The sequence below is a fragment of the Pseudarcicella hirudinis genome (genome assembly GCF_900115665.1).
GTDB classification, from domain to species: domain Bacteria; phylum Bacteroidota; class Bacteroidia; order Cytophagales; family Spirosomataceae; genus Pseudarcicella; species Pseudarcicella hirudinis.
This window is the reverse complement of the sequence record NZ_FOXH01000019.1, coordinates 89,240-114,925: the sequence shown is the minus strand read 5'-3', so window position 1 is coordinate 114,925 and position 25,686 is coordinate 89,240. Positions and strand designations below refer to the sequence as shown.

The following is a 25,686-nucleotide window of genomic DNA, read 5'->3' as shown; positions in this document are numbered from 1 at the left end:
CATACTTCCGTCCCACTATCAGGGCTGGGTCGGTAATACCATACAAATAATTGCTGGTATTGGTGGTTGTACTGAAAATGGGTCTTTTCCCCTGAACTACCGCATTGGGTACTTCCCCATCTGATACCTCATAAAGTTCTACTGTATAAATCAGCCCTGAAATCCCCCCACGGGAGGCTGTACCACGGGGCATCCAGGAAAACAACAGATTCTGTACCTCTTGTTCCTGTAATACCTGTCCTTCGGCAGGGTAAGTTATCTGGGGAGGATAACCATAAAAGACCTGCATCATGGCTATTCCTGTTTCTGAGATTTGTCGATGTCCTCTGGAAGCATCAAACTCATAGGCGGTAACACTGAGTGTCCACAGACCATCAGGCAAACGACCGCCCTGACGCAACAGGCTTTCATCCACTGCTCCCTGGGCTATTAAATTACCAGCCTGAAAGTAGTTAACCAAATCACTGCCATAGAGGGTTAGAGGAGTACCGAAACTTAAATTGATGGGAATAGCCGGGACATAGTCAAGTCTTGTACTAATCACAGAACCAGCCTGTTCAAACCTGAAACGTAAAAACACAGGAACAATCCCACTCTGATATTTTTCATCTTTGAGTACCAGGGTAACTTTCAGGAAATTATTGGAAGAGGTTAAGGCACTCCAGTTGAGGCTATACTGAGGCAACAAATAGGGGCTGCAACTGACAGGGAAATTACTCTGGGCCAAAAGCACCCTTTCCCCGAAAGGAGAAATAATCAGAAGTAGAATCAGAAAGACTTTGATCGGTGAGAGAACGGATCGGTAATACTTCAACATATACTATAGTTGATTTTAGATTAATAAATCAAACAGTGGTGTGTTGAAGCAATAAAGCCGGAGAACCGACTCATGAAAAGTATTAGGGGGATGATTAAAAGTGGAGTGTTATAGATAGTAATAGAACAAAATGTCATTATTATCAAAAGTGAATTTCTGTTTAAAAATTAAAATACCCAAATCTACGATTCATTTTATTGGGTTTTTTATCATAAAATGAGGAATTTTTTGATTTATGGTAAGAAAATACGAAGATGCTGATAATTGAAGAATAAACAGGATTACTGCGCAAACGATTGTGTGGTAATCTTAGGTGGACTCCCTCCGTAGTGTTAAGTGAGTCAGATTGTCCCCTTATCAGGCTAATCCAATTATATGCCTGATATCTATAACTCCGCAAGTTTTTGCGTTGATCTGATAAATGTGTTCCCTCAGATAGATGATTTCCCGTTTTTTGACAAAAAAAGAGAGTGCCGTTCGGGCACTCTCCTTAATAGTCACATCTTCTGGACTAATATTATGCATTTACCTCTAAAATTGCCACAGAAGGCTGAAGAGCAGGTTCGTTTTTCTGTTTCTCTGCAAGATGTGGTTTATAATATTGTTTGTAAAATTGCGCTTTAGAATCTTTATAAGAACTTACACCCCCGATTATATTAAGAAGTTTGATATAACCAAAAGCCATGTCAAATTGAAAAGGTTTAAATCCGCTTCTGGCACTTTTCGGGAACAAATGATGATTGTTATGCCATTCACTGGCTACAAGACCAGGCCAAACCTGATTGATTGATTTATCTTTCTGATTATAATCTATCCCTTCACGCTGTACATCTTTCCCTTTTCCGTGTCCTTCGTAGTTGAAAGTTCTTACACCAACACCCCAGAAACCTGCCGAACCGAATATTGTACAAGCCAGTGCATGCCCTCCGAGGCTAAAGAACACCAGATACCAGAATGACCAGTTAAGAATCCAGGAAACGGTAGAACGAAGAGGATTTGCATATGAACCCCACGTCAGGTATTGTTTGTAAGTATTGCCAGTGATTCCTGTATGTTTCATAAGCAATCTGACACGATTGTAATCAGCTTCACTTAAATCTTTTGCAATAGGCTGATGAACAACATCGGCCAGAAAACAGTATAAAAACCCTCCTTCTGCATTATACGGATCACCGGGTTGGTCTGATTTCGCATGGTGAACATGATGAGAAATCACATAAATTTCTTCAGGAATTACGCTTATAGTAAGATTTTGAGTAAAAAATCTCCAGAAACTATTTTTAAAACGATATGCTCCGTGTGTACAATAACGGTGATGCCAGATGGTTCCGTGTGTTCCCATAATGACCATGCTGTATAAAAAGGCTACAGCAAACATTCCGATGCTCAGAAACTTAAAAAGGAAGAGAAAGAAAAAAGGTGTGAGACATAAAATTTTAAGCCAGCTAAAAAATGGAAGCCAGTTTTTCTTTGATTTGAAAACGTTCAATCTTGAAAAAAACTCATGAAAGATTTGTTTCGGACTTGGTTTAACAAAATTTCCTGCTTCATCTAACCAGCCATAGGCAGGCGGCTGTAAAACATTATCTAAAAATGCCATATTAAATTTTATTGTTATGCATGAAAATAAAGAAACAAGTCAAAAACAGATACTCCTCCCTTTGGGAAGTTCAGCTGCATTTCATGAAATAAGAGGCCTGACAGATTAGTAATTTCGATCAATTAGCTATTCCGGATAAACAAACTCTCTGCGAACTTCAACTTAATTTTAGTTACTGTTTTAAAAAAATAGAAGTTGAATAATCAGTGTTATCTTATCGACAATCGAAACGAGTTTGAAACGTATTTGCTAATTAATTCTGAATCAGAAGAAGTTAGAAGTACAAAACAACAATGTCTGAAGCGTTAACAAAAGTGAAGGTAAGCATTTTTTTTACTTTAAAATGTACTAAATCAGGAAAACCAACAATTGTTAACAAAAAAATAACATTATTGAGGAACTTTTTTGTGATTTTCAGAAACAGACACTTTTTTTAATAAGAGAAAGTTATATACTCTTCTATAAACGGGAATACATACTTTTTTGTTATCATATATTTTGAACCTCCTGAAAGTCTGAGCTTCCGCGACATCTTTATCCGTCTTTATTCCAAACCAATATCTACCGACAAATCCTTATTGATCAGATAATTATGTGTTTTAAAGACTGCAAATAGGGTCTATCTGATAATCAGATGTTATAATCTTCAAATTTTACTAGTAGGAAACACTTAATTTTAAAAAATATTAACATAGGATAATATTTTTTTCTATAATTTTATAAAATAAACACACACCCATACTTAACCATTAATAACTATGTCGGATTATTACCACAACAGCTATTTGCGCAGCCGCAATCAGAAAAGGCATTGGTTGCCATCTGTTTTAAGAATTATTGCAACCGTCTCATTCTTAGCGCTTCTTGCCATTTTTATGAAAAACTTTTCTTAAGGTATTTATGGATACAACTGCTGTTTGTATGTTGTAATACCTTCTGTTATTGCCACACAGCTTTACAGACATTTCCTTAAAAACCCAAAAGCCCGGACATTCGTATCCGGGCTTTTATTTTGCGAAAACCGTTTTGGATAAATGAATATTTTTTTTGTAAGTTTGATAAAGCTTCCAGGCTTTCAAGAGATTTTATGAGTCTACGCCAAAAATCCCATCTCCCGGAAACCCCCAATATCCTCTTTAATCCCGTTATACTAAAATCATGAATTATTTTATCAATTTCCTGAAAACGCTGGTTCCATTAGATGAGCCCGTTCAAAAAGCCATTAATGAAATAACTGTATGCAAACATCTTTCTGCCGGAACATACCTTCTCCGCAATGGTGAAATATGCAAGGAATTTCATTTTGTAGAAAAAGGTCTGGCAAGAGTATTTTATTACAAAAACGGCAAAGAAGTCACAATTTGGTTTACCAATGAAAATGCCATTGCCAACGCTATTGATAGTTTATTTACAGGTTTACCAAGCAATTACAACATTCAGTTATTAGAAGATTCTGCAATCTGGAGTTTGCAATATCATAAAATTGAACCAGTCTTTGCTCAGTACCCGGTAGTAGAGCGTTTGGGTAGGTTATTGATTACCCACAATTACCTTTTATTGGATGAGAGAATGAAGCTATTTGCTTTTTGTAATGCAGAGGAAAGGTATGAGCGCTTAATTAAACTAATGCCTGATGTTTTCAACAGAGTGAACCTAGGTTATATAGCTTCTTATCTTGGCATAACACAGGAGCATCTCAGCAGAATAAGAGGAAAGAAAAAGTAGCTGATTTCCAATCCACTATACCGATTTTGATAATTATCAAAGGATTTAAATTTTCACTTTTTGAGATTTGTATGAAAATATTTTAAAACTACAAATCATGAAAAAAATTACAACCCTGAAAAGAATTACTACATCGGTTAAAAGATTAAACTGGAAAACTCTCTTTTTCACTATTTTGACAAGCATTATTATTTATGCGTGCAGACAGGAACCCACAGAAGTCATTCAACCTGCTGGTATTACCATAGAAGAAGCTAAGGTCTATTTTAATACGAATTTAGCTAAAAATCAAAAAATAATACCTAACGGAAGAGTCGATGCAAACTTACCATCTGTAGATCCTGATTGGGAATCTGCTCTAGTTATAGGCTCCACAATAGAAGTTCCTGTCAGATTCGGGGGTACTTCCAGAGGTTTTTTCATACAGGATAAAAGTAATTCTTTAAAAGCAAAACCTGATGACATTTCCGGAATAACAACATTAGTCTTATCTAAAAATCAAGGCAAGAATTTCCAGCAATTTTTCAGAACTTATATCCCTGATGCCAGCTTTTTGAAAAAGCAGAAATTCGATTTCAGAAAAGTAAATTTTGGAAATTTAGAGGCAAGCAAATTTTCAGGAGTTATTCTTAATCAAACTTATGATGAGAAGTTTATCAATGGATCGAAATTAGTTGACGGAAAAGAAGTTTCAGCAATATCTGGTCTTAGCAAAAAGAAAGATTCCAGGAACAAACGATTAGCGGTTTATTGTGAAATCGAATATTTTGATGTTTACCAAAGAGTTTGTGTAACAGACCATGGCCAAATTGCCAGCTGTACAGATTGGGAATTGATTGATTCTTACACAACCACCAGTTGTACTAATGATAATCCAAACGGCGGAGGCGGTGGGGGAAATGGCGGAGGGGGAACTCCTGGTGGTTCTTCTGCGGAACAGCAATTTATGGAAAATTATAAATTAGTTGGTCCAGATAAACCTATTGCCAATTTATCACAAAAATTAAATTGTTTTGGTACTATCCCTGATGACAGCAGATATAAATACAGTATGACTTTGTATGTAGATCAACCTAATAATGGATCAAGAGGAATTATAAATATGTCACTACCTAAAAGAAAACCTGGTCATTCTTATTTTGGATTAGAAAGATATGATTCTCAGTCCGGGGCTGTAATCAGACAGGTTATAGGTTTTTATGTAGAAAGTGAATTATCAGCATTAACAGGTACCTTTATTGCCGGCGCTTGGGGAGATGATAGTAATAGCAATTATGATGTTTCCTTAAAAACAGATTTAACAGCAAGTCAATTCAAGGATGTTGTATATAATCTTAAAAATGGAGGTACTCCGGATTACCATATCGTAAACAACAATTGCACAACAGTTGCTTATGGTATGTTATCACCTTACATAAATCTTCCTTATGGTCAAGGATCATTTTATCGTTTAGGAACAGGTTATAATCCGGCAGATCTCGGGCAAGATTTACGCGAAAATGCAGGCCAATATGGCGATAAAATTACGATTGGAAATGATCTTAAATCACCTCAAAATGTAAATTGTAATTAACGATGAATAAGTCAAACAGAAAAATCCTCAAATGGACCATAATCATCATCTTAGTTATTGGGATATCTAATATTCCAATTGTGAGTTTTTTTATTGGTGTTTTTACAGGGACTAAGTCCTTTTATGGAACTGGTTACAATTACAGAAGTGGCTTAGGGAAATTTCATGTTAGTGCTTCAAATCTAAAGGGAGATGACTTCAATACCATGTATAATGACCTAATCATGCAATTCAAGGCTTACAAAAAGGTAAATCCTAATGATACTATTCTATATCGAAATTTCAAAATCAATGTATTGAAATTCTGGTTTTGGAGGGAATATCTAACTGAAGAGCATTATCACTTACCTTATAAAGAGTTCCCTAAAGAAGAGTCCATGAAAACGAATTAGAAAATAACGGGTCTGTTTCTAAACGAACTATTAACATTTTGAAACAGGCTCGTTGTTTCCTTGTTTTTCAAAAATGAAAAGAAAAATCCTAAATTGGTTCATCGTCTTAATTGTTGCGATATCTGATATTCTAATTGTGCAATTATGTTAATTAATAACCGATATATCCTATTTTTTGTACTATCCTTTTCTTTCTGTAGCCATATATATGCGCAGGATAATACTTATCTGAAAATCCAGCAAACCGAAATCGGGGATACTTTGTTGAAAAGTCAGATAGAAAAATATATACAGGCACAAACCTTTATTGACACCACTTTTAAGGTCAGGGGCTATATTGAAGTTTTTATCTCCAATAAAGAATACAAAGGCTTAAAAACGCAGGTAAGCTATCGTATTATCAAAGACTTTCTAAATTTCGATGATCTGAACAATGACCTCCGATTCCCATTATTTTACAGTTGGGTGAAAAATAGAATTGTACTGTTTTATTCGGATGAAATAAGAAATACATTAAATCTGAAATACTCGACTGATAGTAAAAGGGCATTTCAGAAAATCATAGAACCTTTTCTTTTTCCGGGGGAGGATGTTTATCTCACAATAGATGGTGTTACCAAAAAAGGTACAAATTTCAGGCCCAATGAAATATTTATGTTTGGCGGACCAAGTGTTCGGATCTACAAACTTTATGATAACTCCGTAATCATTGATGACACCCCTACCCGCTTATACTAAATGAGTGTACGATCTATGTCTTTGGTTTATCATCATTACACGTAAATCTTTCTTAGGGTCAACAATCTCTTTATTGTTCGAGAACTGCTTATAATCCAGCTGATCCTGAGGAAGATTTATAATCAGGTGATCAAAATGTTCTCTTCACTGAAATATAATCTTGAAAAATAATAGTTTGAGATGGATATAATCATCACAATTTCAATACTTTCTGTCTTAGGATATATAGCCGTCATTCACCGGAATAGAATAGACGACTCTGAGTCATACTTAAATATATTGTCTGTCTTCGGGCTTATTGTTTATGGTGTTTGGCTAATCCGGAACTTTATTGTTTTCTTCAAAAATGACTATGGCAAGTCTTTTACAATAGGATGGTATGCTATGGAATTTTTGCTTATATATTCTACAGCTATACTTGTTCTTTTTTATTGGATATTAAAAAAACTCTCCTGAAAATTGTAACTAATCATGACTCGGGCAAACAGAAAAATCCTCAAATGGGCAATTGCCATTATCTTAGTAATAATCATATCCAATATCTCAATTGTAAGCTTCATCATTGGGGTTTTTACTCAGACTAAATTCTTTTATGATAATAGCTATAATTATAGTAGCGGTAATGGGAAATTCCAAACTAGTCCTGGACATTTAAAAGGCGAAACAACAACAGCATTATATAAGGATTTGATTAAGCAATTTAATCTTTATAAAAAGAAAAATCCAAACGATACTATTCTATATCGAAATTTCAAAATCAATGTATTGAAATTCTGGTTTTGGAGGGAATATCTAACTGAAGAGCATTATCACTTACCTTATAAAGAGCTACCAGAGAAAGCATCCTGTAAAAATTAGTCTGTGTTTATTTGAGCAGACTTTTCCTTAAAAACCCAAAAGCCCGGATGCTTACGTCATCCGGGCTTCGAATTTTATATGGGAAGGGTATTAAATTGCCTGGTGTAGAACTATCAGGCCTTTTCATCAGCAATTTGCTGCTTAAAATATAAATGGTAATAACAAAACACGTTAACAGAAGTATAAGTAAAAATTAACAGGAAATACCCTGTAAATTTGTCAATCGATAAATCTCCGTTCCTCAACGAAATCAGCATACCTAATATAAAACAGGGTATCAAAGACAATATATAATACACTTTTACATTTGTGCTGATCCATTTCGACAGTAAGAACATTATCAGCTCTGCCAGCAATTGAACCATTAAGGCAATCAAATACCAGACAGCAATCACAGAGAAAAAATACTCATTGTTACTTCCTTTGTCGAAATAAAAGATACCGGAGAATAGTATAAGAATTCCGGCTGCCGGTGCACAGAAAAACGCTGTAATTCTCATAGTTTCTTTGCATTTAATTGTTTCAGAATTTCGGACTCAGCATAATTCCAGGATTGCCATTGCTTCTTTTCATAGTCATTTCTGAATTGTTCTATGCGTTTGACAATAAATTCTCTTTGTGATATATAAGGAGGCGTATAACTACTTTTAATATTGGAATTATCAATAATGAACGGATTGAGCTTAGCCTTGGAATCATAGAGTAAAGTGTTTAATTCAGGCAGAACGTTATTGCTCAGACTTAATAAATACGTTACATCCAGCTTCCTGGCGTAATAGATATTATAGTTCGCAATGATAGCATCCCAGTTAACAAAACTGCTTAGCACCAGTATAAAATAGCCTGCCCGGGTATTTTTTCTTAACAAATACCAATTTGTTTTCTTTTGAAGAACTTTCAGACTCGTCGTTATCAATCCGATTAAAGTCAGAAGCAGGTACACATATACGCCAATACGTTTGTAGGTAAGACCAAATTCATGAATATAAAGCTGGTTTTTATAAATAATGCTGACAAGCAGGAATCCGTTCTGCAAAATCCATAAACAGGTAAGTCGTACCAGCCATTGATTTCTCTGATAAAAGTTCTGATTTCCCCTGAAAAAATAAAGAATGATAGAAATGGCAAGTAAAATGCTGACAATCAATGTATTCACTCCCTGGTGAACATATTGGGAATAATCTACCCCTTTCGGTAATTCCTGTCCTGAAAAGATAAATGTTCCATCAACAATGTTTAGGATAAGCAAGAGTATATTAAGCAATGACAGTAAAATAACCCCTTTTTTATTCTCAATTTTAATGGCAACCAATATAAAATGGCGTTTTACTTTTTGCCTGATTCTGAGCAAAGTATCCGGTTGTTGGCTATCCCATTCATTAAGTTTAAGATATTCGAAAGGAAAGAAAAATCCTGTAATCAGAATAATCCCTCCTAAACTGAACAAGACGAACTCTGCGGATATTTCAATATCGGGAAAATGAAAAAAGTGTTCAAATACCGGATTGGCAGAAGCATACAACATGTAAAATACGACGGTTACGCACAGAGGAATAATATAAAAAGCCAGCATTCTTGTGACGGAGAAATTAGCCGGATTGGCAGCTTTCGTGCCTTCCTCCGTATTCATAAGCTTATCAAATATTTTCAGAAAAAATGAGAACCCACAGGTGATTCCTCCTTTTATCAATCCCATATATACCGACGTCCTGAACTTATACCCTATTCCCATTACTAATATCAGAGAACATATATTCGCAAATACAGCTAATGATGAATGCTGCCATACAATGGCCATTCCGGACAAAATACTTCCGGCTGCGGCCCCGCACCAGATCTTATTCTTCAGGTATTCTGGTTGAGCAATGACCATAAAAACAATGATTATGGATACAAAAATCAGAAAATTGATACCCGCTGTCTGATGATAAAACAGATAAGAATAGGCCGCTGAAGCAAGCACAAGAAAGATTAATTTAAGGCTCATAGATTTATTTATTTTACAAATTACTTTGAATTACAAAGTGAAAATACATTAAAAAAACGAATTACATCAATCCGCTGAAAAACTATAATTTACCTTTAATCAAGGCTTCCAAAGCGTTTAAATGTTCCTGAAAGGCCTGCCTGCCTTCTGAGGTAACCTGAAAAGATGTATTCGGTTTTTTCCCGATAAATGCTTTACGCACCAGAATATATCTCTCCTTTTCAAGTGCGGTAATATGAGATGCCAGATTCCCATCTGTCACATTGAGTGTTTCCTTTAATTCATTGAAATCAACCCAGTCGTTTACAATCAGGACTGACATGACGCCCAACCTCACCCGGTTTTCAAATGACTTATTTATGTTTGAAATAATTGTATGCATAGTGCTCAATCTGATAATTCAATCAGAATATTCAATTATCAGATCTCCGGATTAAGATTCATATTTACGGTACATCAATATCCCGTAAATAATATGTAAAACGCCAAACCCCACAGCCCAGAACAGCAAACCAAGCCTCCATTCATCTAATAACCCACAAATCAGCCCCAGAATGATTTCAATATATCCCAGGTAACGAACTTCATCATATGTGTATTTCGAGGCATTTACCAGCGCTAATCCATAAAAGATAAGTGTGGCAGAATCAATCAGATGAGGAGCATGTTTCAGTAAAATCAGACTAAATAATCCTCCTGCCACCAGGGGTATTGCCATATTGAATAATAACCTTCTGGAGGTATTATCCCATACTTTCAGACTTTTCTTTTTTGCCTTCCGGAGTGTGAAATATACCGAAAAGCTAAGAGAAAGAATCAGAACTATCGCCCCGTCTGTTGCTATAAATCTAAGTAAAGACGAATCATTCTGCAAAGCATCAGTACTTTCCTGTAATATCCGCTCATAGGCAAAATATGCTCCTGTCAAAGCAAACGTTCCCGCAAATACCCCCGACAATCCGCTAAGAGAAATAAACCGGGTGGAGCGTTCCATCATAGAACGAATCTCAGTAAGGTCCTGCAAATGCTGATTCATGTTTTTCAAATTACTTTGTATTGCAAAGTAAAATTATCAAAAAGGTTTTTCCAAATGATTTTTTATTTTTTTTCAATTCACTATACTGTTTTTCCTGACTGTTTCTTAAAGACTATAGCCCTCTCGTTTCTTAAGTCATTTCAGAAAACCGGAATTATTGTACTGTTTTCATCTTAAGTGTCAGCCGTTTACCCGAACTAAAATTTACTTACATTTGCCAGAGAAACAGAATATGGAGAGATATCAGAGTTTCTCTCATTAATTAAGAAACAGAAATGATAGAAATATATAGTGAAAGATTAAAGCTGATTCCACTTGACCATCAACTACTTAGCCTTTGGAAAGAGACAGGCAGAAATGCTATGGAAGAAAAACTGGGGTTAAAAGCTTCCGACTGGATTATAGAAGATTTTTTCCTGGCTGAAACCATTGATGCGCTGGAAAATTTCTGGCTTCCCATGACCTCGGAAAATCCTGATACCTTTTTCTGGTGTACCAATTGGGAAATCGTACTGGCAGATCAGAATCTGTCAATCGGCGGGATCGGACTAGCGGGTTTACCGGATCAGGAAGGGGTAACAATGATAGGCTATTTCATTGATAAAAACTTCCGGGAGAAAGGTTATGCTTCAGAAGCCCTGAATTGTCTTATTAATTGGGCAAGCCTTGAACCAAGCCTTAAAACCATTATCGCAGATACTCCTTTTTTCAATCTCCCTTCTCAAAATGTATTAAAAAAAGCAGGATTCCGGGAATTTGGAATAGGTGAAGTTCAGCATATTGAGAAAATGCAGGTGAAACACTGGAAATTGCCTGTCAGAGAGTAACTGAAAAATCCTCCGCCATTTCATTGACGAAGGATTTTCACACAGGTTTAAAGAGGTTTTCCCGGAAAATTACAGGATTTGAAACTTATTGGCATTTTTTGGCAAGTGCTTTCATTTCTCCTTCACCCCAGTTTGGCGAGATACTTGAAGCAGGTTTGAAACCGGCAAATTTCTCCAAAGATTTCTGTATTTCCGGGCAGGCATTTTTTAATCCCCCTCCGAATTGCTCAGGAGTATAAAATAAATTCTGGGCTTTCAGTGAATAAGCTCGCGGGTTTTCAGGATTAATAGATTTGGCTTTGGCAATGGCTCCTTCGAATACCTGACCATACTTCATCCATCTCGACTGGCCATCTACCGAAATACGCATTAAGGCAACCTGACCTTTTAATACTTCAACTTCATCATTGTTAGAGATCTGTTTTTCCAGTTTTTCTACGAAAACATCGGCTTTATCAAGGTATTTATCTCTTTCTGAGGCTTCAACTCTTGCTGCCATTATCGTATAAACCAGCCCTCCGTAATAATTAGGAAGCCATTCGTTCGGCTCTGAATTACCGATTCTTTCAAATTTATTAGCTATTTCCTGAAAAGCATTCAGGTCTTTTGCCTCACGAAACTGCAAAAGTGTTGCTTCCATCGCTTTAACAAATCTTTCATCCTGATTTGCTTTAGCTACCAAAACTGAAATTAATAATGAGAAAATAAAGAGTACCTTTTTCATAATGTTGAGTGATTTATAATTGTTTAATAATTGAGTCAAATTTCTGTTTTTATATAAGGCTTTCGAAAGCATTTCAGACGAACAGCCTGTTTGGAGGAATGAATCTCTTCTTTTCCTTTATGAACTTTTCTGTCATTCTTTCCGCATATCTTCCGGTAATTGTTTTTTCTTTGAAATGGAGATAAATGCTCCGATGATAAACATTCTATTTGCCGTCGGACCAACAGTATATCTTGATTTTCCGTCTTCCGTATATCTGTAGTTATAAACCCGGTCAAATCCGAAAACATTATCTGCCTGAAAATATATTACCAGAAAATTGCCTTTCACATGCGTCAGGTAATTGACGCCTACACTGACATTGTGTAAATCAGGTGTCCGGTCAGCCAGAAAAACTGTATTATTCGGGTTAAAATAAGGTCTTCCGCTTGTATAGGAATATGTGACAGAGGCAGTCATCATAGGCTTAGAGATATATTGCTTATAAATCACATTGAGGTTATGATTGGAGGCAAAAGTCGGCATGGCCTCAGTTAAGTAATTGGCATATAATCTTTTGGAATCCAGATAACTGTAATTAATCCATACTTGTCCGTTTTTAAAAGTTTTGTTATCCCGAAAGAAAACGTCAATTCCCTGTGCATAGCCAAAGCCTGTATTATCAGTCTTTCCGACAGGAAATCTATTGGGATTTGCGTCAAAATACCCTTCGGTAGCAGGCATTTCTCTGACCAATGAAGCATAGTTTTTATAATACCCCTCTATTCTGAAAGTTCTCTGATTTCTGATGTACTGGTAGTTTAGCACATAATGGGTCGATTTTTCAAACGTAGGTTTATTTCCGTAGTAAAAATATTGATAATCAGGAGTCTGGTAGAAATTTCCGGTGGCCAGAGAAACCTGACTGTAAGTACCTGTTTTATAGGCCAGTGAGAACCTGGGAGCAACATTAAAACCTGAAGACAGGGAAGAATATTCTCCTCTTAGTCCTACTCTGGCTGCCAGCTGCGGGGTTACGTAAAACTCAGATTCTGAGAATACCGTGGAAAAATTGTCGGTAAGACCATATTTGTTTTTTGAACCATTGTTAATTTGAGTCTGGTCAACCACCAGGTCATATTGTGCTGAAGAAAATTCAGTACCAAAAAGTAAATTAGAATTTGTACCCAAAGCTCTGGTAAATACCGCTCTGCCCTGCGACCGCTGTTCGGTTTTTTCAAGATAAAGATTACCGATATTGATTTTATCTAGATTATAGGAGTATGACAGTCCGGTTTTCATTGTCCAGTTCGCTTCTTTATCCAGGATATTCTGGTAAGTGCTTGTTACCAGTAGATTTTTATTTCTGATTCCGTATTCAGTAAGATTTAACTCATCTCCAACGTTTTTGAATAACATTCCGGTCTGGCTGGTAGCATAAACCGCATCAACTTTAAAGAGGGATGCTGAAGTAGGTTTCAGGTGAAAAGAGCTTGAATAGTTAAACTGTTCCGGAATATGAGTCCAGGTAATATTCTGAGGATATACCTTAAATAAAGGGGTTACATTGGTATAATTAACATTATTTGAGAAAGAAAGCTTATCAGTCAGGTGAGTGTATCCATAAGAAACACCCGCCAGGTTAACATTCACTGAATGCCCTGATTCTGTAGCAAGATCCATGGTATTCATCAATAATACAGCCGAGAGAGCCTGCCCGTACTGGGCTGAATACCCTCCTGTACTAAATGCCATGCCTTTGAACTGAAAAGGAGAAAAACGGCTTCTGGAAGCAACATCCGGAGAAGGTGTATTATAGGCATTCTGCACAGTAAGTCCGTCTATGAGGATCTTGGATTCCTGAGCGGAACCTCCTCTGACGAACATTCCGGTTGATTCACCGTTTCTCTGAGAACCCGGTGTCAGTAATTGCATTGCCTGTGTTACATCCGCAGCTGCTCCTGCGGTGGTGACCACATCCAGGGGTTTAATCGGTGTAGTTTTTCTCTCATCTGAAGCTTCAAATGCTCCGGCTGTAATAGTGACCATATTCAATTCATTCACAGCTTCCCTGAGCTTGATAGAAACCTCAATGGTTTGCTGGCTGAGGGTTATTTTTTTGGAAAATGCCTCAAATCCCACAAAAGTGCAGGCAAGCGTCGCTGTATCTTTTTCGGAGGTCTGGAATTTAAAATTACCTTCTGCATCAGCGGTAGCACCATCATATGCTCCTTTCAGAAAGACATTGGCTCCCGGCAATCCATGCCCTTTTGCATCAGTCACTTTTCCCTTTATGGTAGTCTGTGCAAACAACCTGGGTGCCATAATTAATAAGTAAGAGACTAAAATGATAATAAAAGTTTTCATGAGAAGTAATATTTTAAAAGGTCTGAATCATAAATCCGGATCAAATCATCTTTCCGGGCTTTAAGGTTTAAGTTTTGAGGATAAATAATCACTTATTCACAACAGTGCTGAGATAATTTTTCATAAATGTGTTTTTAAACAGCCTGCTTATTTCTGATACAAAACAATTATTTATCAGGGGTGAAATGAAGATATTTCAGACGAACCGCCTTTTTCGGGGAGTGAATTATGAATAATCCGGTGGAAATTTATTTGGAAAAAACAGAAGAACCCGGCAGATAATTTGGGATAATAATGGATTTCTAAGGATTTGTTCAGATTCGCATTGATTTTATTGGTAATTTTGAAGCTCAAAACTGCCAGAGTTTCCCAATGCAAAACTTTGAATAATTCAAAAACAATGAACGCTAAATTACAGCAACTTGCCACACAGCTGGAAGGAAATTTACACTATGACACAGTCATGAGAACGCTTTATGCGACTGATGCCTCTGCTTATCGTGAAATGCCAACTGCGGTAGCCATCCCTAAAACCATTGAAGATATCAAAAAACTGATAAAATTTGCCAGAGAAAATGGATCCTCCATTATTCCTCGTACGGCAGGAACTTCGCTGGCAGGACAGGTAGTTGGAAATGGTATTGTTGTTGATGTTTCTAAAAATTTTACAAAAATCCTTGAAATCAATAAGGAGGAAAAATGGGTCAGAGTACAACCGGGCGTAGTGCGGGATGTGCTGAATATGGAGCTTGCTAAATATGGCCTTTTCTTTGGCCCTGAAACTTCTACAGCTAACCGGGCCATGATTGGCGGAATGGTCGGAAACAACTCTTGTGGCTCCAATTCAGTCGTTTACGGATCAACCAGAGATCACCTGCTGGAAGTAAAAGCTATTCTTGCGGATGGTTCAGAAATAGAATTTAAGGCCAATCATGAAATCGGGAAATATTCTGATGATTCTCTGGAAAGTAAAATCTATCAAAAAACATTTGAGGTACTAAGCAATCCGGAAAATCAGGCAGAAATACGAAAAGAATTTCCCAAAAAAACCATCGAAAGACGCAACACAGGTTATGCGCTGGACATGCTGCTTGATTGTGCCCCTTTCTCAGAAGAGGGTAAACCTTTTAATTTCTGTGAACTCATTGCCGGTTCAGAAGGTACTTTGTGTTTCCTGACAGAAATCAAACTGCATGTAAACGAAATGCCTCCGAAGGAAATCGGGTTGATTTGTGCGCATTTTAACAATGTCAACGAGTCACTGAAAGCTAACCTGATTGCTTTAAAATATAATCCTTCAGCTTCTGAGCTTATTGATCATTATATTTTAGAATGTACTAAAGCCAATCCGGAACAAAGACTCAATCGTTTTTTTGTTCAGGGTGATCCGGGAGCCATTCTTGTAGTGGAAATCAGAAAAGATAATCGTGAAGAAATTAATGTGATTGCCAGACAAATGGAGGCAGAAATGCGCGAAGCTGGTCTGGGCTTCCACTTTCCTGTTCTTTTTGGTGAGGATTCTAAAAAAGTATGGAATCTGCGTAAAGCCGGATTAGGCTTGCTGTCAAATCTTCCGGGTGATGAAAAGGCTGTTGCCGTAATTGAAGATACCGCGGTAGATGTGAATGATTTACCTGATTATATTACTGAATTCAATGAGATCCTGGCCAAACATGGTATGTATTCTGTGCATTACGCGCATGCAGGCTCGGGAGAAATCCACCTTCGCCCTATCATTAATCTGAAAACGGTAGAAGGAAATAAACAATTCAGGATTATTGCTGAAGAAATTGCCACACTAGTCAAAAAATACAATGGTTCTTTATCCGGAGAGCATGGCGACGGCCGCTTAAGAGGTGAGTTCATCAAACAAATGGTGGGTGAAAAGAACTATGCATTAATGAAGGAAGTAAAAACTACCTGGGATCCATACAATATCTTCAATCCTAATAAAATTGTGGATACCCCTCCTATGGATACTTTCCTTCGTTATAAACCGGGGCAACAAACGCCTGAGTTTAAAACGACGTTCAGGTTTCAGGATCAGGATATCCTTCAACACGCCGAGCAATGTAACGGTTCCGGAGATTGTCGTAAAACACATTTTTCAGGAGGAACGATGTGTCCATCATACATGGCTACACGGAATGAAAAAGAAACGACGAGAGCAAGAGCCAATATTTTAAGAGAATACCTGACCAATTCAGACAAAACCAACCGTTATGACCATGAAGAAATCAAGGAGGTAATGGATTTATGTTTGTCTTGTAAAGGCTGTAAGTCTGAATGTCCTTCTAATGTGGATGTAGCCAAACTGAAGGCTGAATTTCTGCATCAGTATTATAAAGATCATGGCGTTCCATTGAGGAGCAGATTAATCGGAAATTTCTCCAAACTTTCAAAAATCGCTTCTTATGTTCCCTGGGCTTATAATTTCATTTTTGAAAATGCCCCTTTGCGTAAAATTGCCAACTCGGTAGTTGGTTTCCACCCTGAAAGAAGCATGCCTTTAATGGCCAAAGAAACTTTCAGGAAATGGTTTAGCAACCATACAAAAGATACGAAACCAAACGCCTCTAAAGTATATCTTTTTGCAGATGAATTTACCAATTATAACGATACAGAAATTGGCAAAAAGGCTGTAATTCTCCTTGAAAAACTTGGCTATGAGGTAATTATTCCTCAGCATGTTGACTCAGGAAGAGCTTATTTATCAAAAGGTATGCTTGATGAAGGAAAAGCACTGGCAAACAAAAATATTGCACTCCTTAAAGATGTAATTACCTCAGAAACACCTCTTATCGGTATAGAGCCTTCTGCTATTCTGACTTTCAGAGATGAATATCCTGACCTGGTTGATGAACATTTGCTGGAAGATGCAAAGGCCTTAGCTAAAAATGTCCTACTTTTTGATGAATTCATTGCCAGAGAAGTTGATAAAAAAGCGATTTCAAAAGAGCTTTTCACCAAAGAGAAAAAGATGATTAAACTGCATGGACACTGTCAGCAGAAATCATTGTCTTCGCTGGTATTTTCTAAGAAAATGCTTTCTTTACCGGAAAACTATGAAGTACAATTGATTCCTTCAGGATGTTGTGGTATGGCAGGATCTTTTGGTTATGAAAAAGAACACTATGATCTTTCTATGCAGGTAGGAGAACTGGTATTATTCCCTACTGTCCGCAAGCAATCGGATGAAGTAATTATTGCAGCACCCGGAACAAGTTGCCGTCATCAGATTCATGACGGAACCGGAAAACACGCTTTGCATACCATCGAAATTTTGTTTGAGGCGCTTATTTAGATTTAAACGTAGTATACGGCTATCACCTTGGTATGTGACAGACATACCACTTCCTGGCAATAAATTAGCGCATTGGTTTGGTTTAATAGAAAAAGGGTTGAAAATCAGTGATTTTCAACCCTTTTTCTATTAAACCTCATTTGCAGATTAGAATCTCCATCTTACATAGGCTTCCATTGCCTCGTATTCTGCCAGACCAAGTTTATTATACAATTCCGCCGTTGCACGGTTTCTGTCTTCAGCTCTTTGCCAGAACTCTCTCGCATCATCTCCCTGGAATACCACACCATCTTTCTGAGACTGGTGTTTAAAGATTCCGACACGTTTCTTCAGCACCTGATCCGGAGACATTGGTACAGCCATTTCAATCTGATCAATATCCCACTCTGCCCAGGCTCCTTTATACAACCATACCCAGCAATTAATCATGTACTCACGATGACGAAGACGATTTACTGCTTCCATGATAGCATCAAGACAAACTTTATGGGTTCCATGCGGATCAGCTAAATCTCCGGCTGCATAAATCTGATGTGGCTGAACGTCCTCAATCAAATCCATGATAATCTGAATATCAGCCTCTCCAATAGGATTTTTTCTTACTGTTCCTGTTTCATAGAATGGCATTTCAAGGAAATGAACATTTTCTTTCTTGATTCCTACATAACGACAGGTATTTTTTGCTTCTCCTTTACGGATCAGCCCTTTAATATGTCTTACTTCCGGAATATCAATTTCTGAATCTCTCTTATTCTTAAGGAATTTTACTGCTTCTTTATAAATCTTATTCGCTTTGGTATTTGAAGCTTCAAATTTCTCGTTAAAATCGATTACAAATTCCGCAAAACGTAAAGCCTCATCATCTGCCACGGCAATATTACCCGAAGTCTGATAAGCTACATGTACATCATGCCCCTGATCGTGCAGACGCTGGAACGTTCCTCCCATTGAGATGATGTCATCATCAGGATGCGGGCTGAAAATAATCACACGTTTTTTGGCAGGAAAAGCTCTTTCCGGACGATTGCTGTCATCTGCATTCGGTTTACCTCCCGGCCATCCGGTAATTGTATGCTGAAGATAGTTAAATACCTCAATGTTTATATCATACGCCTGACCGTAAAGAGCCAATAAATCTGATAAACCGTTTTCATTATAGTCTTTATTGGTCAGTTTCAATACCGGTTTATTCACAGTCAAAGCCAGGTGAGTAACGGCTTTCTTAATCATCGGACGATCCCAGGTAACTGAATCAACTAACCAAGGCGTTTTGATACGAATCAGCTGGGCTGCCGCTGCCACATCAATGATAAATGAAGCATTCGGATGAAGCTGCAGGTAAGATGCAGGTACATCTGAGGTTACAGAACCCTCTACAGCACGTGCTACATTTTCAGCTTTGTGCTCTCCCCAGGCCAGCAACACGATTCTCTTAGCTTCCATGATCTTACCGATACCAAGCGTTACAGCTTTTTTCGGAACTTTAGACAAACCTCCAAAATCACCTGTAGCATCAATTCTGGTTGTCAGATCAAGGGTCATTAAACGGGTACGGGAATTAACCAGTGAACCAGGCTCGTTAAAACCGATATGCCCGTTTCTACCAATACCTAATAGCTGGAAGTCAAGCCCTCCGTAATTTTCAATACGTTGTTCGTAATCACGGCAAAATTCAGCCAGTTTTTCAATAGGTACAGTTCCATCAGGAAGGTGAAAATTTCCGGCAGGAATATCTACATGATCAAAAAGCTGTTCTCTCATGAAACGGATATAACTCTGAACGGCATCAGCCTCCATCGGATAATATTCGTCAAGGTTAAATGACACCACATTCTTAAAGCTCAAACCCTCTTCACGGTGCATTCTGATCAGTTCAGCGTAAACCTTTTTAGGAGAAGATCCTGTTGCCAAACCCAGAATGGCCTGTTTTCCATCTTTGGCTTTCTGGCGGATCAGGTTTGCAATCTCACGTGCAACCGCTTTGGATGCTTCTTCCGAGTCTGCATAAATATTGGTTGGAATTCTTTCGTAGCTAATGGCTTGTTCCATTGAAATTAAGATTTTAAGGCTTTGGTTGGTGATAATTTAATAAGTAAAACACCAAGTTCCGGTTTTATTTTTTGGCACTGATAATAATTATATCTAACTCTAACACATCCAGAATTTTTGCGATAGTTTTGAGTGAAGGGTTTCCTTTGCCTAATTCAATGGAATGTATTGTTTTAATGGCAACGTCACTGCGTTCACTGAGCTCTTCCTGTCGGAGCGACAAGGCATTTCTTTTCTCCCGAATTACTTTGCCAATCAGAATCAAGTCCATAATTAGTAATTTATTTCTTTTTTTCAGCAAAAATAAAAGTTTATTTGAAAATAAAATAATTTTATCGGAAATATATTACTATTACATTTCAAAAATACACCATTGCAGAATGATTTGAGAATCAACTGGCATTATTTCTAAATCCATTATCTTTAAGTACTTTCGTTCTCCGTTTACCTCATCTCTTCAAAGATATCTACTGAATCCAAAAAATAGTCATATTATACAATTATTTCAAATATTAGTTCTATTAAAATATAAAACTGATTTTTTTTCAAACAATTTGTGGGGGGATTTGTCTTTTATATTGTCTGAACCAAGACCATTCATCATAAAAGCCGGCACTTCATGTTGAATAAACTTAATTTTGTACTTTTCAAATTCAAACTTTTTATCAAAAATCAGATAAGGGGATTGCTTTACTTATTCTGTTACTATATTTAAATTATGAAGACGTATATTCAAAAAATGTTTTTGCTCCTGCTTTTTCCAATTGGACTTCAGGCTCAAAAGCTTACAGTGAGTGGTTACGTAAAAGATGCCAGGAATGGAGAAGGTCTTATTGGAGCCTCGGTTTTTGTAAAAGAACTTGGCAACGGAAACGCAACCAACACTTATGGATTTTATTCCATTACCGTTCCAAAAGGGACTTACACACTTGTTTTTACCTCTGTGGGTTTTGAGAAAGTCACAAAAACTATAGAATTAAAGGAAAGCAACCTTGAGCTAACTCTTGAAATGAAAGAATCAGGAACTGAGTTAAACGAGGTGGTAGTGAAGGCTAAAAGGGAAGATGAGAACGTCAAAAGCCTTGAAATGTCTGTCAATAAAGTAGAAATGAAAACGATCAAAAAGATTCCTGCTTTATTAGGGGAAGTAGATTTGGTTCGCGCTATTCAGCTTTTACCGGGTGTTTCAACAGTTGGGGAAGGAGCTTCCGGCTTCAATGTCCGTGGTGGCGGAGTAGATCAGAATCTTGTACTATTAGATGATGCTCCCGTTTACAATTCCTCCCATTTATTTGGTTTTTTCTCTGTTTTTAACCCGGATGCGGTAAAAGATGTAAAACTTATCAAAGGTGGTATTCCCTCTCAGTACGGAGGAAGGGCTTCGTCTATTCTTGACGTAAGAATGAAAGAAGGTAATACCAAAAATCTTGAGATCAACGGGGGTATCGGAGCTATTTTCAGCCGTTTGTCGATAGAAGCTCCTATCATAAAGGATAAAGCGTCTTTCATCGTTGCAGCACGTCGTTCTTACATTGATATTCTGGCTAAACCTTTTTTAACTGGAAACAATGCCAATTCAAAGTTCAATTTCTATGACCTTACTGCCAAAGTAAATTACAACATCAACCATAAGAATACGGTATTCCTTTCGGGATATTTCGGGAGAGATGTTTTCGGAAATCAATTTGGCTTTAACTGGGGCAACAGTACTCTGACTGCCCGTTGGAATCACGTTTTCAACAGCAGATTATTCCTGAATACCACCGCTTTTTATAGTAATTATGATTACCTGCTCGATTCTGATATCGAGAACAAAAAACCTAATGATCGTTTCCGTTGGACCTCTAACATCGTAAATCACAGTATCAAACCTGATTTTACCTATTACATTAATCCTCAAAATACCCTTACTTTCGGAGGGCAGGTTCTTACTTACAGCTTCAAACCCGGTGCAGCTACTGCGAGTTCTGCCGGAGAAAGTACCAATTTCGGACAACCGGATAAGAATGGCGTCGAGTATTCCGCTTATGTAGGAGACGAATGGAAGTTATCAACCAAATTCTCTGTTCAATACGGATTGCGTTATTCATTGTATAATTATTCAAGCCAGGATGACGTTTATTATGAGCGTGTGAAAGTGCCTGTAACCAATGAGAACCTTTCAGGATATGATCTGAAAGTATTGCCGAATACCAAAGGCAAAACTCTCAAAACCTACGATAATTTTGAACCCCGTTTCTCAATGAAATATGAACTGGGAAATCAGAATTCAATCAAGGCAAGTTATAACCGTCTGACTCAATATGTTCATTTGATGTCTAACACGGCAGCTTCAACGCCGTTGGATGTCTGGACTTCCAGTACCAACAACATCAAACCACAGATTGCTGACCAAGTAGCTTTAGGTTATTTCCAGAATCTCGGACCATCAGGAAATGATTATGAAACTTCTGTGGAAGTATATTATAAAGAACTTCAGAATCAGATTGATTATGCCGATGGCGCAAGACTTTTCCTCAATCCTACTTTTGAAAAGGATTTGTTATTCGGGAAAGGAAGAGCTTACGGAGTTGAGTTTTTTGCCAAGAAAAATACCGGAAAATTAACAGGCTGGCTAAGTTATACACTCGCCCGCACGGAAAGACAGATTGATGGTCTGAACAACGGCAACTGGTATCCGACAAGATACGACCGTACACATACCTTAAATGTAGTTGCTCAATACGAATACAGCAAAAAATGGAGCTTTGGAGCCAATTTCGCTTATATAACAGGTGTTCCTTATTCTATTGCAGATTCTAAAGCCAATGTAGATGGCTATTCCTTACCAATTGTTGCTCCCGGCACAAGAGGGAATATCCGTGTACCGGATTACCACAGACTTGATGTTTCCGCTACCAAGAAAAATAAGAAAGCTCTTTTTGGAAAAGGTGAATCGGAATGGGTATTCTCTGTTTATAACCTTTACAACCATCGTAACCCGTTCTCAGTTTATACAAGACAGACTGAAAGAACTGCGGCAAACAGCGAGACTCCTGTAAAAACTGAGGCGGTACAGCTTTCAATCATAGGTTCTCTCATTCCATCAGTAACTTACAATTTCAAGTTCTAGGGTTGAGTTGACCGAAAAACATTAAAAAATTCAGATTTCAGCAGGAAGATCTCCTGTCCGAAATAAAATATATTCTCATTCATAAGATGAAAACTAAATTATTGACCTTACTCTCTGTTGCTTTGGCTTTTGCAATGACAAGTTGCGAAGACGTAGTCCAGCTGGAGGGTGCCAAATATACTCCGGTTCTTGTGGTAGATGGTAACATTAACAACCTCCCGGGTAATCAAACTATCAAACTTATCATGTCTCAGGGATATTTCGATAATACCCAGGCTCCAGTAGTGACTGGTGCGAGTGTGAAAGTAACTGACAATACCGGAAAGGTTTATGACTTCAAAGACCTGAAAAATAATGGTGAGTACATCTGGGTTCCGGCAAAGGCGGATGAAATCATGGGAGAAATTGGTAAAAAATATTCTTTGGAGGTGAAAACCAACGGAGAAACCTACCAGGCAGTTTCTGAGCTGAAGAGAGTGCCGAAAATTGATTCTATCCTTTATCAGTTTGATGATGCTTCTCAGAATCAGACCGGAGATGATAAACCCAAGAAAGGGTATGATGCCCAGTTTTATGCCAGAGATTTTAAGGGCGAAGGAGATTGTTACAGAGTGAAAACTTATAGAAACGGTAAATTATTCAATGAACCGGCAGACATTGTCATTATCTACGATGCAGCTTTTCAAAAAGGTGCTCAAACAGATGGGCTGATGTTTATTCTTCCGGTACGCCGTTCTATCTCTCATCAGTTATATCTTGAAAACGACATAATTAAGGTTGAACTTTCATCAATCACCGAAGGAAATTTTAATTTCTGGAACCAGGCACGTCAGGAGTTAAACAATGGCGGACTATTCTCCAGACCAACCTCAAGTATCCCGACCAACATCAGTTCCGTTTCCGGAAAGAAAGCTGCCGGATGGTTTGGTACTTCTGCGATCAGCACCTTTGAAACAAAGGTTGATCCTAAAAAAGCCAGAACAAATATTAAATAGTTTCGGAGAAATTATTCGAACATCAGATAAAGTGTCACATTATGGGTTTGCAAACGATCAATATCTCTGCTAAGCGCGCTTTGAGAACTGTTAGCGGGCGGAAGGAAGATATTGGTCAGCCCATGTGAAAACCTCAGCTCAGGAGTAAACTTGAAAAATTGAAAGAACCGCTCCAATCCGATTCCATATTCAAGTGACAGATCATTGGTAGAAGTATTTAAACGGGCAATGGTAGCATTTTTGCGCACATTCGCTTCAATTCCGAGCTTAATTCCGGCATCCACAAACATCCTTGTATTTCCCCTCCTCTGTGATTTAAATTTCAGCAATAAAGGTACTTCAAGCCATGTAGATTCTCTGATTTCGGTAATTGGCTGAGGAATATTCGGAAAAGAATAATCTACCTGTCTTGAATATAATGCGATATTCAGGCCGGTTTTAAAATCGAAACGCTCGTTTAATTTAATATTTATAATCCCTCCTACCTGAAAAGCAAAACTTTCCGGAGAAACTATATTCTGTGTTGTATCACTAAGGTATTTGTCGTTACGGTAAACATTGAATCTTGAACTGGCAAAGCCAAATAAAAATCCAAAGTGGACTTTTTTGTCATCATAGAATTCGTCATAAATTCTAACGTATTTGCTATGCTGTGCCTGAGCTTTTGGAAGAAATCCGAAGGATAAGAAGAAAAGCAGAAATGATGTATATTGAATACATCTTTTCGGGGTTACAGGTAAAAATTCCCTCCGTTTATGTAAAGGGAATTTTACAGGATTATTTGTTATTTTCTGCCAATATAAATTGTGCTGATTCCAAAAGTAAGTGGTAAGCATTGTGTTTGGGTAAAGCCCGCTTTCTGAAAAACCTTCAAAAAATCATCACCATCCGGAAACGCTTGTACAGACTCAGGGAGATAAGTATAGGCAGCGTTGTCTTTGGAAACAATTTTACCAATTACGGGCAAAATAAATTTGAAATAAAAGTTATATAACTGCTTAAACGGAAAATGTTTAGGCTTTGAGAATTCCAAAACAATGCAGGTTCCTCCTACGCGCATTACTCTGGCCATGTCTGTCAGACCTTTTTCAAGGTTCTCAAAATTACGTACACCAAAGCTAACGATAACAGCATCAAAAGTATTGTCCTGAAAAGGTAAACGCTCCGAATCGCCTTTTTGCAATTCAATCACATTTTCCATGCCAAGTTTCCTGATTTTTTCACGACCAAAACTTAACATTCCTTCTGAAATATCCACCCCGACAATTTTGTCCGGTTTGAGGGCGAGTGCTTCAATGGCAAAATCTCCCGTTCCCGTAGCAATATCTAAAATAGTTTTAGGATTGGCCGGACGCAATAGCTTAATCGCTTTTTTACGCCATAAAATATCTATACCTCCGCTTAAGAGATGATTTAAAAAATCATATTTGGGAGAAATATTATCAAACATTTGAGCCACCTGCTCTTTCTTGGAAGCGTCCTGCTCTTTATATGGAAGTACTGTCATTAGATTTCTGATTTCAATTTTCAACTCAAAATGCCTGCAAATTTACGGTACATTATTGACTTATCTCTAAATAATTCCGTCGATTTTGGGTTCAGC

General features: G+C 37.5%; 21 protein-coding genes. 9 read left to right on the top strand and 12 right to left on the bottom strand.

Features of this window, described 5'->3' with window-relative positions; all coding sequences use genetic code 11:
• Together BM179_RS23255 and BM179_RS23250 are read right to left on the bottom strand one after the other, a co-directional pair.
• On the bottom strand, positions 1-817 hold an 817-nt coding region (locus tag BM179_RS23255), incomplete at its 3' end, for a hypothetical protein (RefSeq protein WP_143095305.1).
• Positions 818-1,334: 517 nt separating this feature from the next.
• The gene (locus BM179_RS23250; protein ID WP_092019571.1) at positions 1,335-2,417 is read right to left on the bottom strand and encodes a fatty acid desaturase; all 1,083 of its coding nucleotides are present in this window, start codon (positions 2,415-2,417) and stop codon (positions 1,335-1,337) included.
• A 1,158-nt stretch (positions 2,418-3,575) separates the two neighbouring features.
• Here BM179_RS23250 and BM179_RS23245 point away from each other — a divergent pair.
• The 5 genes from BM179_RS23245 (at position 3,576) to BM179_RS23220 (ending at position 7,703) form a co-directional block, all read left to right on the top strand.
• Positions 3,576-4,142: a Crp/Fnr family transcriptional regulator gene (locus BM179_RS23245; RefSeq protein ID WP_092019570.1), complete on the top strand. Its 567-nt coding sequence runs from the start codon at positions 3,576-3,578 to the stop codon at positions 4,140-4,142.
• Positions 4,143-4,239: 97 nt separating this feature from the next.
• A complete protein-coding gene (locus tag BM179_RS23240) occupies positions 4,240-5,715 on the top strand; it encodes a hypothetical protein (protein WP_092019569.1) in 1,476 nt (491 codons plus the stop codon).
• A 2-nt stretch (positions 5,716-5,717) separates the two neighbouring features.
• Positions 5,718-6,107, top strand: a complete 390-nt coding sequence (locus BM179_RS25635) for a hypothetical protein (RefSeq protein WP_092019568.1) — start codon at positions 5,718-5,720, stop codon at positions 6,105-6,107.
• A 144-nt stretch (positions 6,108-6,251) separates the two neighbouring features.
• A complete protein-coding gene (locus BM179_RS23230; RefSeq protein WP_092019567.1) occupies positions 6,252-6,845 on the top strand; it encodes a hypothetical protein in 594 nt (197 codons plus the stop codon).
• 471 nt (positions 6,846-7,316) lie between these two features.
• Positions 7,317-7,703 (top strand): hypothetical protein, encoded by a 387-nt coding sequence (locus BM179_RS23220; protein WP_092019565.1) that lies wholly within the window; start codon positions 7,317-7,319, stop codon positions 7,701-7,703.
• A 113-nt stretch (positions 7,704-7,816) separates the two neighbouring features.
• Here the strand turns inward: BM179_RS23220 and BM179_RS23215 are convergent, their stop codons facing one another.
• The 4 genes from BM179_RS23215 to BM179_RS23200 all read right to left on the bottom strand — a co-directional run bounded on the left by BM179_RS23215 (position 7,817) and on the right by BM179_RS23200 (position 10,726).
• Complete coding sequence (locus tag BM179_RS23215; RefSeq protein ID WP_092019564.1) at positions 7,817-8,203, bottom strand: hypothetical protein; 387 nt, start codon at positions 8,201-8,203, stop codon at positions 7,817-7,819.
• Positions 8,200-9,690 carry a DUF4153 domain-containing protein gene (locus tag BM179_RS23210; RefSeq protein ID WP_092019563.1) on the bottom strand — a complete coding sequence of 497 codons (1,491 nt, stop codon included), beginning with the start codon at positions 9,688-9,690 and terminating at the stop codon, positions 8,200-8,202. Before BM179_RS23210 ends, BM179_RS23215 begins: the two co-directional genes overlap by 4 nt.
• Positions 9,691-9,772: 82 nt before the next feature.
• Complete coding sequence (locus BM179_RS23205; protein ID WP_092019562.1) at positions 9,773-10,072, bottom strand: winged helix-turn-helix domain-containing protein; 300 nt, start codon at positions 10,070-10,072, stop codon at positions 9,773-9,775.
• A 51-nt stretch (positions 10,073-10,123) separates the two neighbouring features.
• A complete protein-coding gene (locus BM179_RS23200; RefSeq protein ID WP_092019561.1) occupies positions 10,124-10,726 on the bottom strand; it encodes a hypothetical protein in 603 nt (200 codons plus the stop codon).
• Between the two features lie 275 nt (positions 10,727-11,001).
• Here BM179_RS23200 and BM179_RS23195 point away from each other — a divergent pair, with 275 nt between their 5' ends.
• Positions 11,002-11,553 (top strand): GNAT family N-acetyltransferase, encoded by a 552-nt coding sequence (locus BM179_RS23195; protein WP_092019560.1) that lies wholly within the window; start codon positions 11,002-11,004, stop codon positions 11,551-11,553.
• An 85-nt stretch (positions 11,554-11,638) separates the two neighbouring features.
• Here the strand turns inward: BM179_RS23195 and BM179_RS23190 are convergent, their stop codons facing one another.
• Complete coding sequence (locus BM179_RS23190) at positions 11,639-12,277, bottom strand: hypothetical protein (RefSeq protein ID WP_143095304.1); 639 nt, start codon at positions 12,275-12,277, stop codon at positions 11,639-11,641.
• A 132-nt stretch (positions 12,278-12,409) separates the two neighbouring features.
• Positions 12,410-14,623: a TonB-dependent receptor gene (locus BM179_RS23185; protein WP_092019558.1), complete on the bottom strand. Its 2,214-nt coding sequence runs from the start codon at positions 14,621-14,623 to the stop codon at positions 12,410-12,412.
• Between the two features lie 400 nt (positions 14,624-15,023).
• Between BM179_RS23185 and BM179_RS23180 the strand changes: the two genes are divergently transcribed.
• Entirely contained in the window at positions 15,024-17,927 is a 2,904-nt protein-coding gene (locus tag BM179_RS23180) for an FAD-binding and (Fe-S)-binding domain-containing protein (RefSeq protein WP_092019578.1), read from the top strand.
• Between the two features lie 147 nt (positions 17,928-18,074).
• On the opposite strand, the gene nagB is transcribed toward BM179_RS23180, so the two are convergent.
• On the bottom strand, positions 18,075-19,976 hold the full coding sequence (gene nagB / locus BM179_RS23175; protein WP_092019557.1) for a glucosamine-6-phosphate deaminase: 1,902 nt from the start codon (positions 19,974-19,976) through the stop codon (positions 18,075-18,077).
• Between the two features lie 64 nt (positions 19,977-20,040).
• Entirely contained in the window at positions 20,041-20,247 is a 207-nt protein-coding gene (locus BM179_RS23170) for a helix-turn-helix domain-containing protein (RefSeq protein WP_218159278.1), read from the bottom strand.
• Between the two features lie 447 nt (positions 20,248-20,694).
• On the opposite strand from BM179_RS23170, the gene BM179_RS23165 reads away from it, so the two are divergent.
• Both BM179_RS23165 and BM179_RS23160 read left to right on the top strand, forming a co-directional pair.
• On the top strand, positions 20,695-23,088 hold the full coding sequence (locus BM179_RS23165; RefSeq protein WP_092019556.1) for a TonB-dependent receptor: 2,394 nt from the start codon (positions 20,695-20,697) through the stop codon (positions 23,086-23,088).
• Between the two features lie 86 nt (positions 23,089-23,174).
• Entirely contained in the window at positions 23,175-24,083 is a 909-nt protein-coding gene (locus BM179_RS23160; RefSeq protein WP_092019555.1) for a DUF4249 domain-containing protein, read from the top strand.
• 11 nt (positions 24,084-24,094) lie between these two features.
• Here BM179_RS23160 and porT read toward each other — a convergent pair whose 3' ends face one another.
• Both porT and ubiE read right to left on the bottom strand, forming a co-directional pair.
• A complete protein-coding gene (gene porT, locus BM179_RS23155; RefSeq protein ID WP_092019554.1) occupies positions 24,095-24,919 on the bottom strand; it encodes a type IX secretion/gliding motility protein PorT/SprT in 825 nt (274 codons plus the stop codon).
• Positions 24,868-25,590, bottom strand: a complete 723-nt coding sequence (gene ubiE, locus BM179_RS23150; protein ID WP_092019553.1) for a bifunctional demethylmenaquinone methyltransferase/2-methoxy-6-polyprenyl-1,4-benzoquinol methylase UbiE — start codon at positions 25,588-25,590, stop codon at positions 24,868-24,870. Before ubiE ends, porT begins: the two co-directional genes overlap by 52 nt.
• Between the last annotated feature and the right edge of the window lie 96 nt (positions 25,591-25,686).

Excerpts from the sequence above, each read along its gene's own strand:
- BM179_RS23160 (WP_092019555.1), top strand. The coding sequence starts at position 23,175 with ATGAAAACTAAATTATTGACCTTACTCTCTGTTGCTTTGGCTTTTGCA.
- porT (WP_092019554.1), bottom strand. The coding sequence starts at position 24,919 with ATGCTTACCACTTACTTTTGGAATCAGCACAATTTATATTGGCAGAAA.
- BM179_RS25635 (WP_092019568.1), top strand. The coding sequence starts at position 5,718 with ATGAATAAGTCAAACAGAAAAATCCTCAAATGGACCATAATCATCATC.
- BM179_RS23245 (WP_092019570.1), top strand. The coding sequence starts at position 3,576 with ATGAATTATTTTATCAATTTCCTGAAAACGCTGGTTCCATTAGATGAG.
- BM179_RS23215 (WP_092019564.1), bottom strand. The coding sequence starts at position 8,203 with ATGAGAATTACAGCGTTTTTCTGTGCACCGGCAGCCGGAATTCTTATA.
- BM179_RS23240 (WP_092019569.1), top strand. The coding sequence starts at position 4,240 with ATGAAAAAAATTACAACCCTGAAAAGAATTACTACATCGGTTAAAAGA.
- BM179_RS23195 (WP_092019560.1), top strand. The coding sequence starts at position 11,002 with ATGATAGAAATATATAGTGAAAGATTAAAGCTGATTCCACTTGACCAT.
- BM179_RS23190 (WP_143095304.1), bottom strand. The coding sequence starts at position 12,277 with ATGAAAAAGGTACTCTTTATTTTCTCATTATTAATTTCAGTTTTGGTA.
- nagB (WP_092019557.1), bottom strand. The coding sequence starts at position 19,976 with ATGGAACAAGCCATTAGCTACGAAAGAATTCCAACCAATATTTATGCA.
- BM179_RS23220 (WP_092019565.1), top strand. The coding sequence starts at position 7,317 with ATGACTCGGGCAAACAGAAAAATCCTCAAATGGGCAATTGCCATTATC.
- BM179_RS23210 (WP_092019563.1), bottom strand. The coding sequence starts at position 9,690 with ATGAGCCTTAAATTAATCTTTCTTGTGCTTGCTTCAGCGGCCTATTCT.
- ubiE (WP_092019553.1), bottom strand. The coding sequence starts at position 25,590 with ATGACAGTACTTCCATATAAAGAGCAGGACGCTTCCAAGAAAGAGCAG.
- BM179_RS23230 (WP_092019567.1), top strand. The coding sequence starts at position 6,252 with ATGTTAATTAATAACCGATATATCCTATTTTTTGTACTATCCTTTTCT.
- BM179_RS23200 (WP_092019561.1), bottom strand. The coding sequence starts at position 10,726 with ATGAATCAGCATTTGCAGGACCTTACTGAGATTCGTTCTATGATGGAA.
- BM179_RS23180 (WP_092019578.1), top strand. The coding sequence starts at position 15,024 with ATGAACGCTAAATTACAGCAACTTGCCACACAGCTGGAAGGAAATTTA.
- BM179_RS23250 (WP_092019571.1), bottom strand. The coding sequence starts at position 2,417 with ATGGCATTTTTAGATAATGTTTTACAGCCGCCTGCCTATGGCTGGTTA.
- BM179_RS23165 (WP_092019556.1), top strand. The coding sequence starts at position 20,695 with ATGAAGACGTATATTCAAAAAATGTTTTTGCTCCTGCTTTTTCCAATT.
- BM179_RS23170 (WP_218159278.1), bottom strand. The coding sequence starts at position 20,247 with ATGGACTTGATTCTGATTGGCAAAGTAATTCGGGAGAAAAGAAATGCC.
- BM179_RS23205 (WP_092019562.1), bottom strand. The coding sequence starts at position 10,072 with ATGCATACAATTATTTCAAACATAAATAAGTCATTTGAAAACCGGGTG.
- BM179_RS23185 (WP_092019558.1), bottom strand. The coding sequence starts at position 14,623 with ATGAAAACTTTTATTATCATTTTAGTCTCTTACTTATTAATTATGGCA.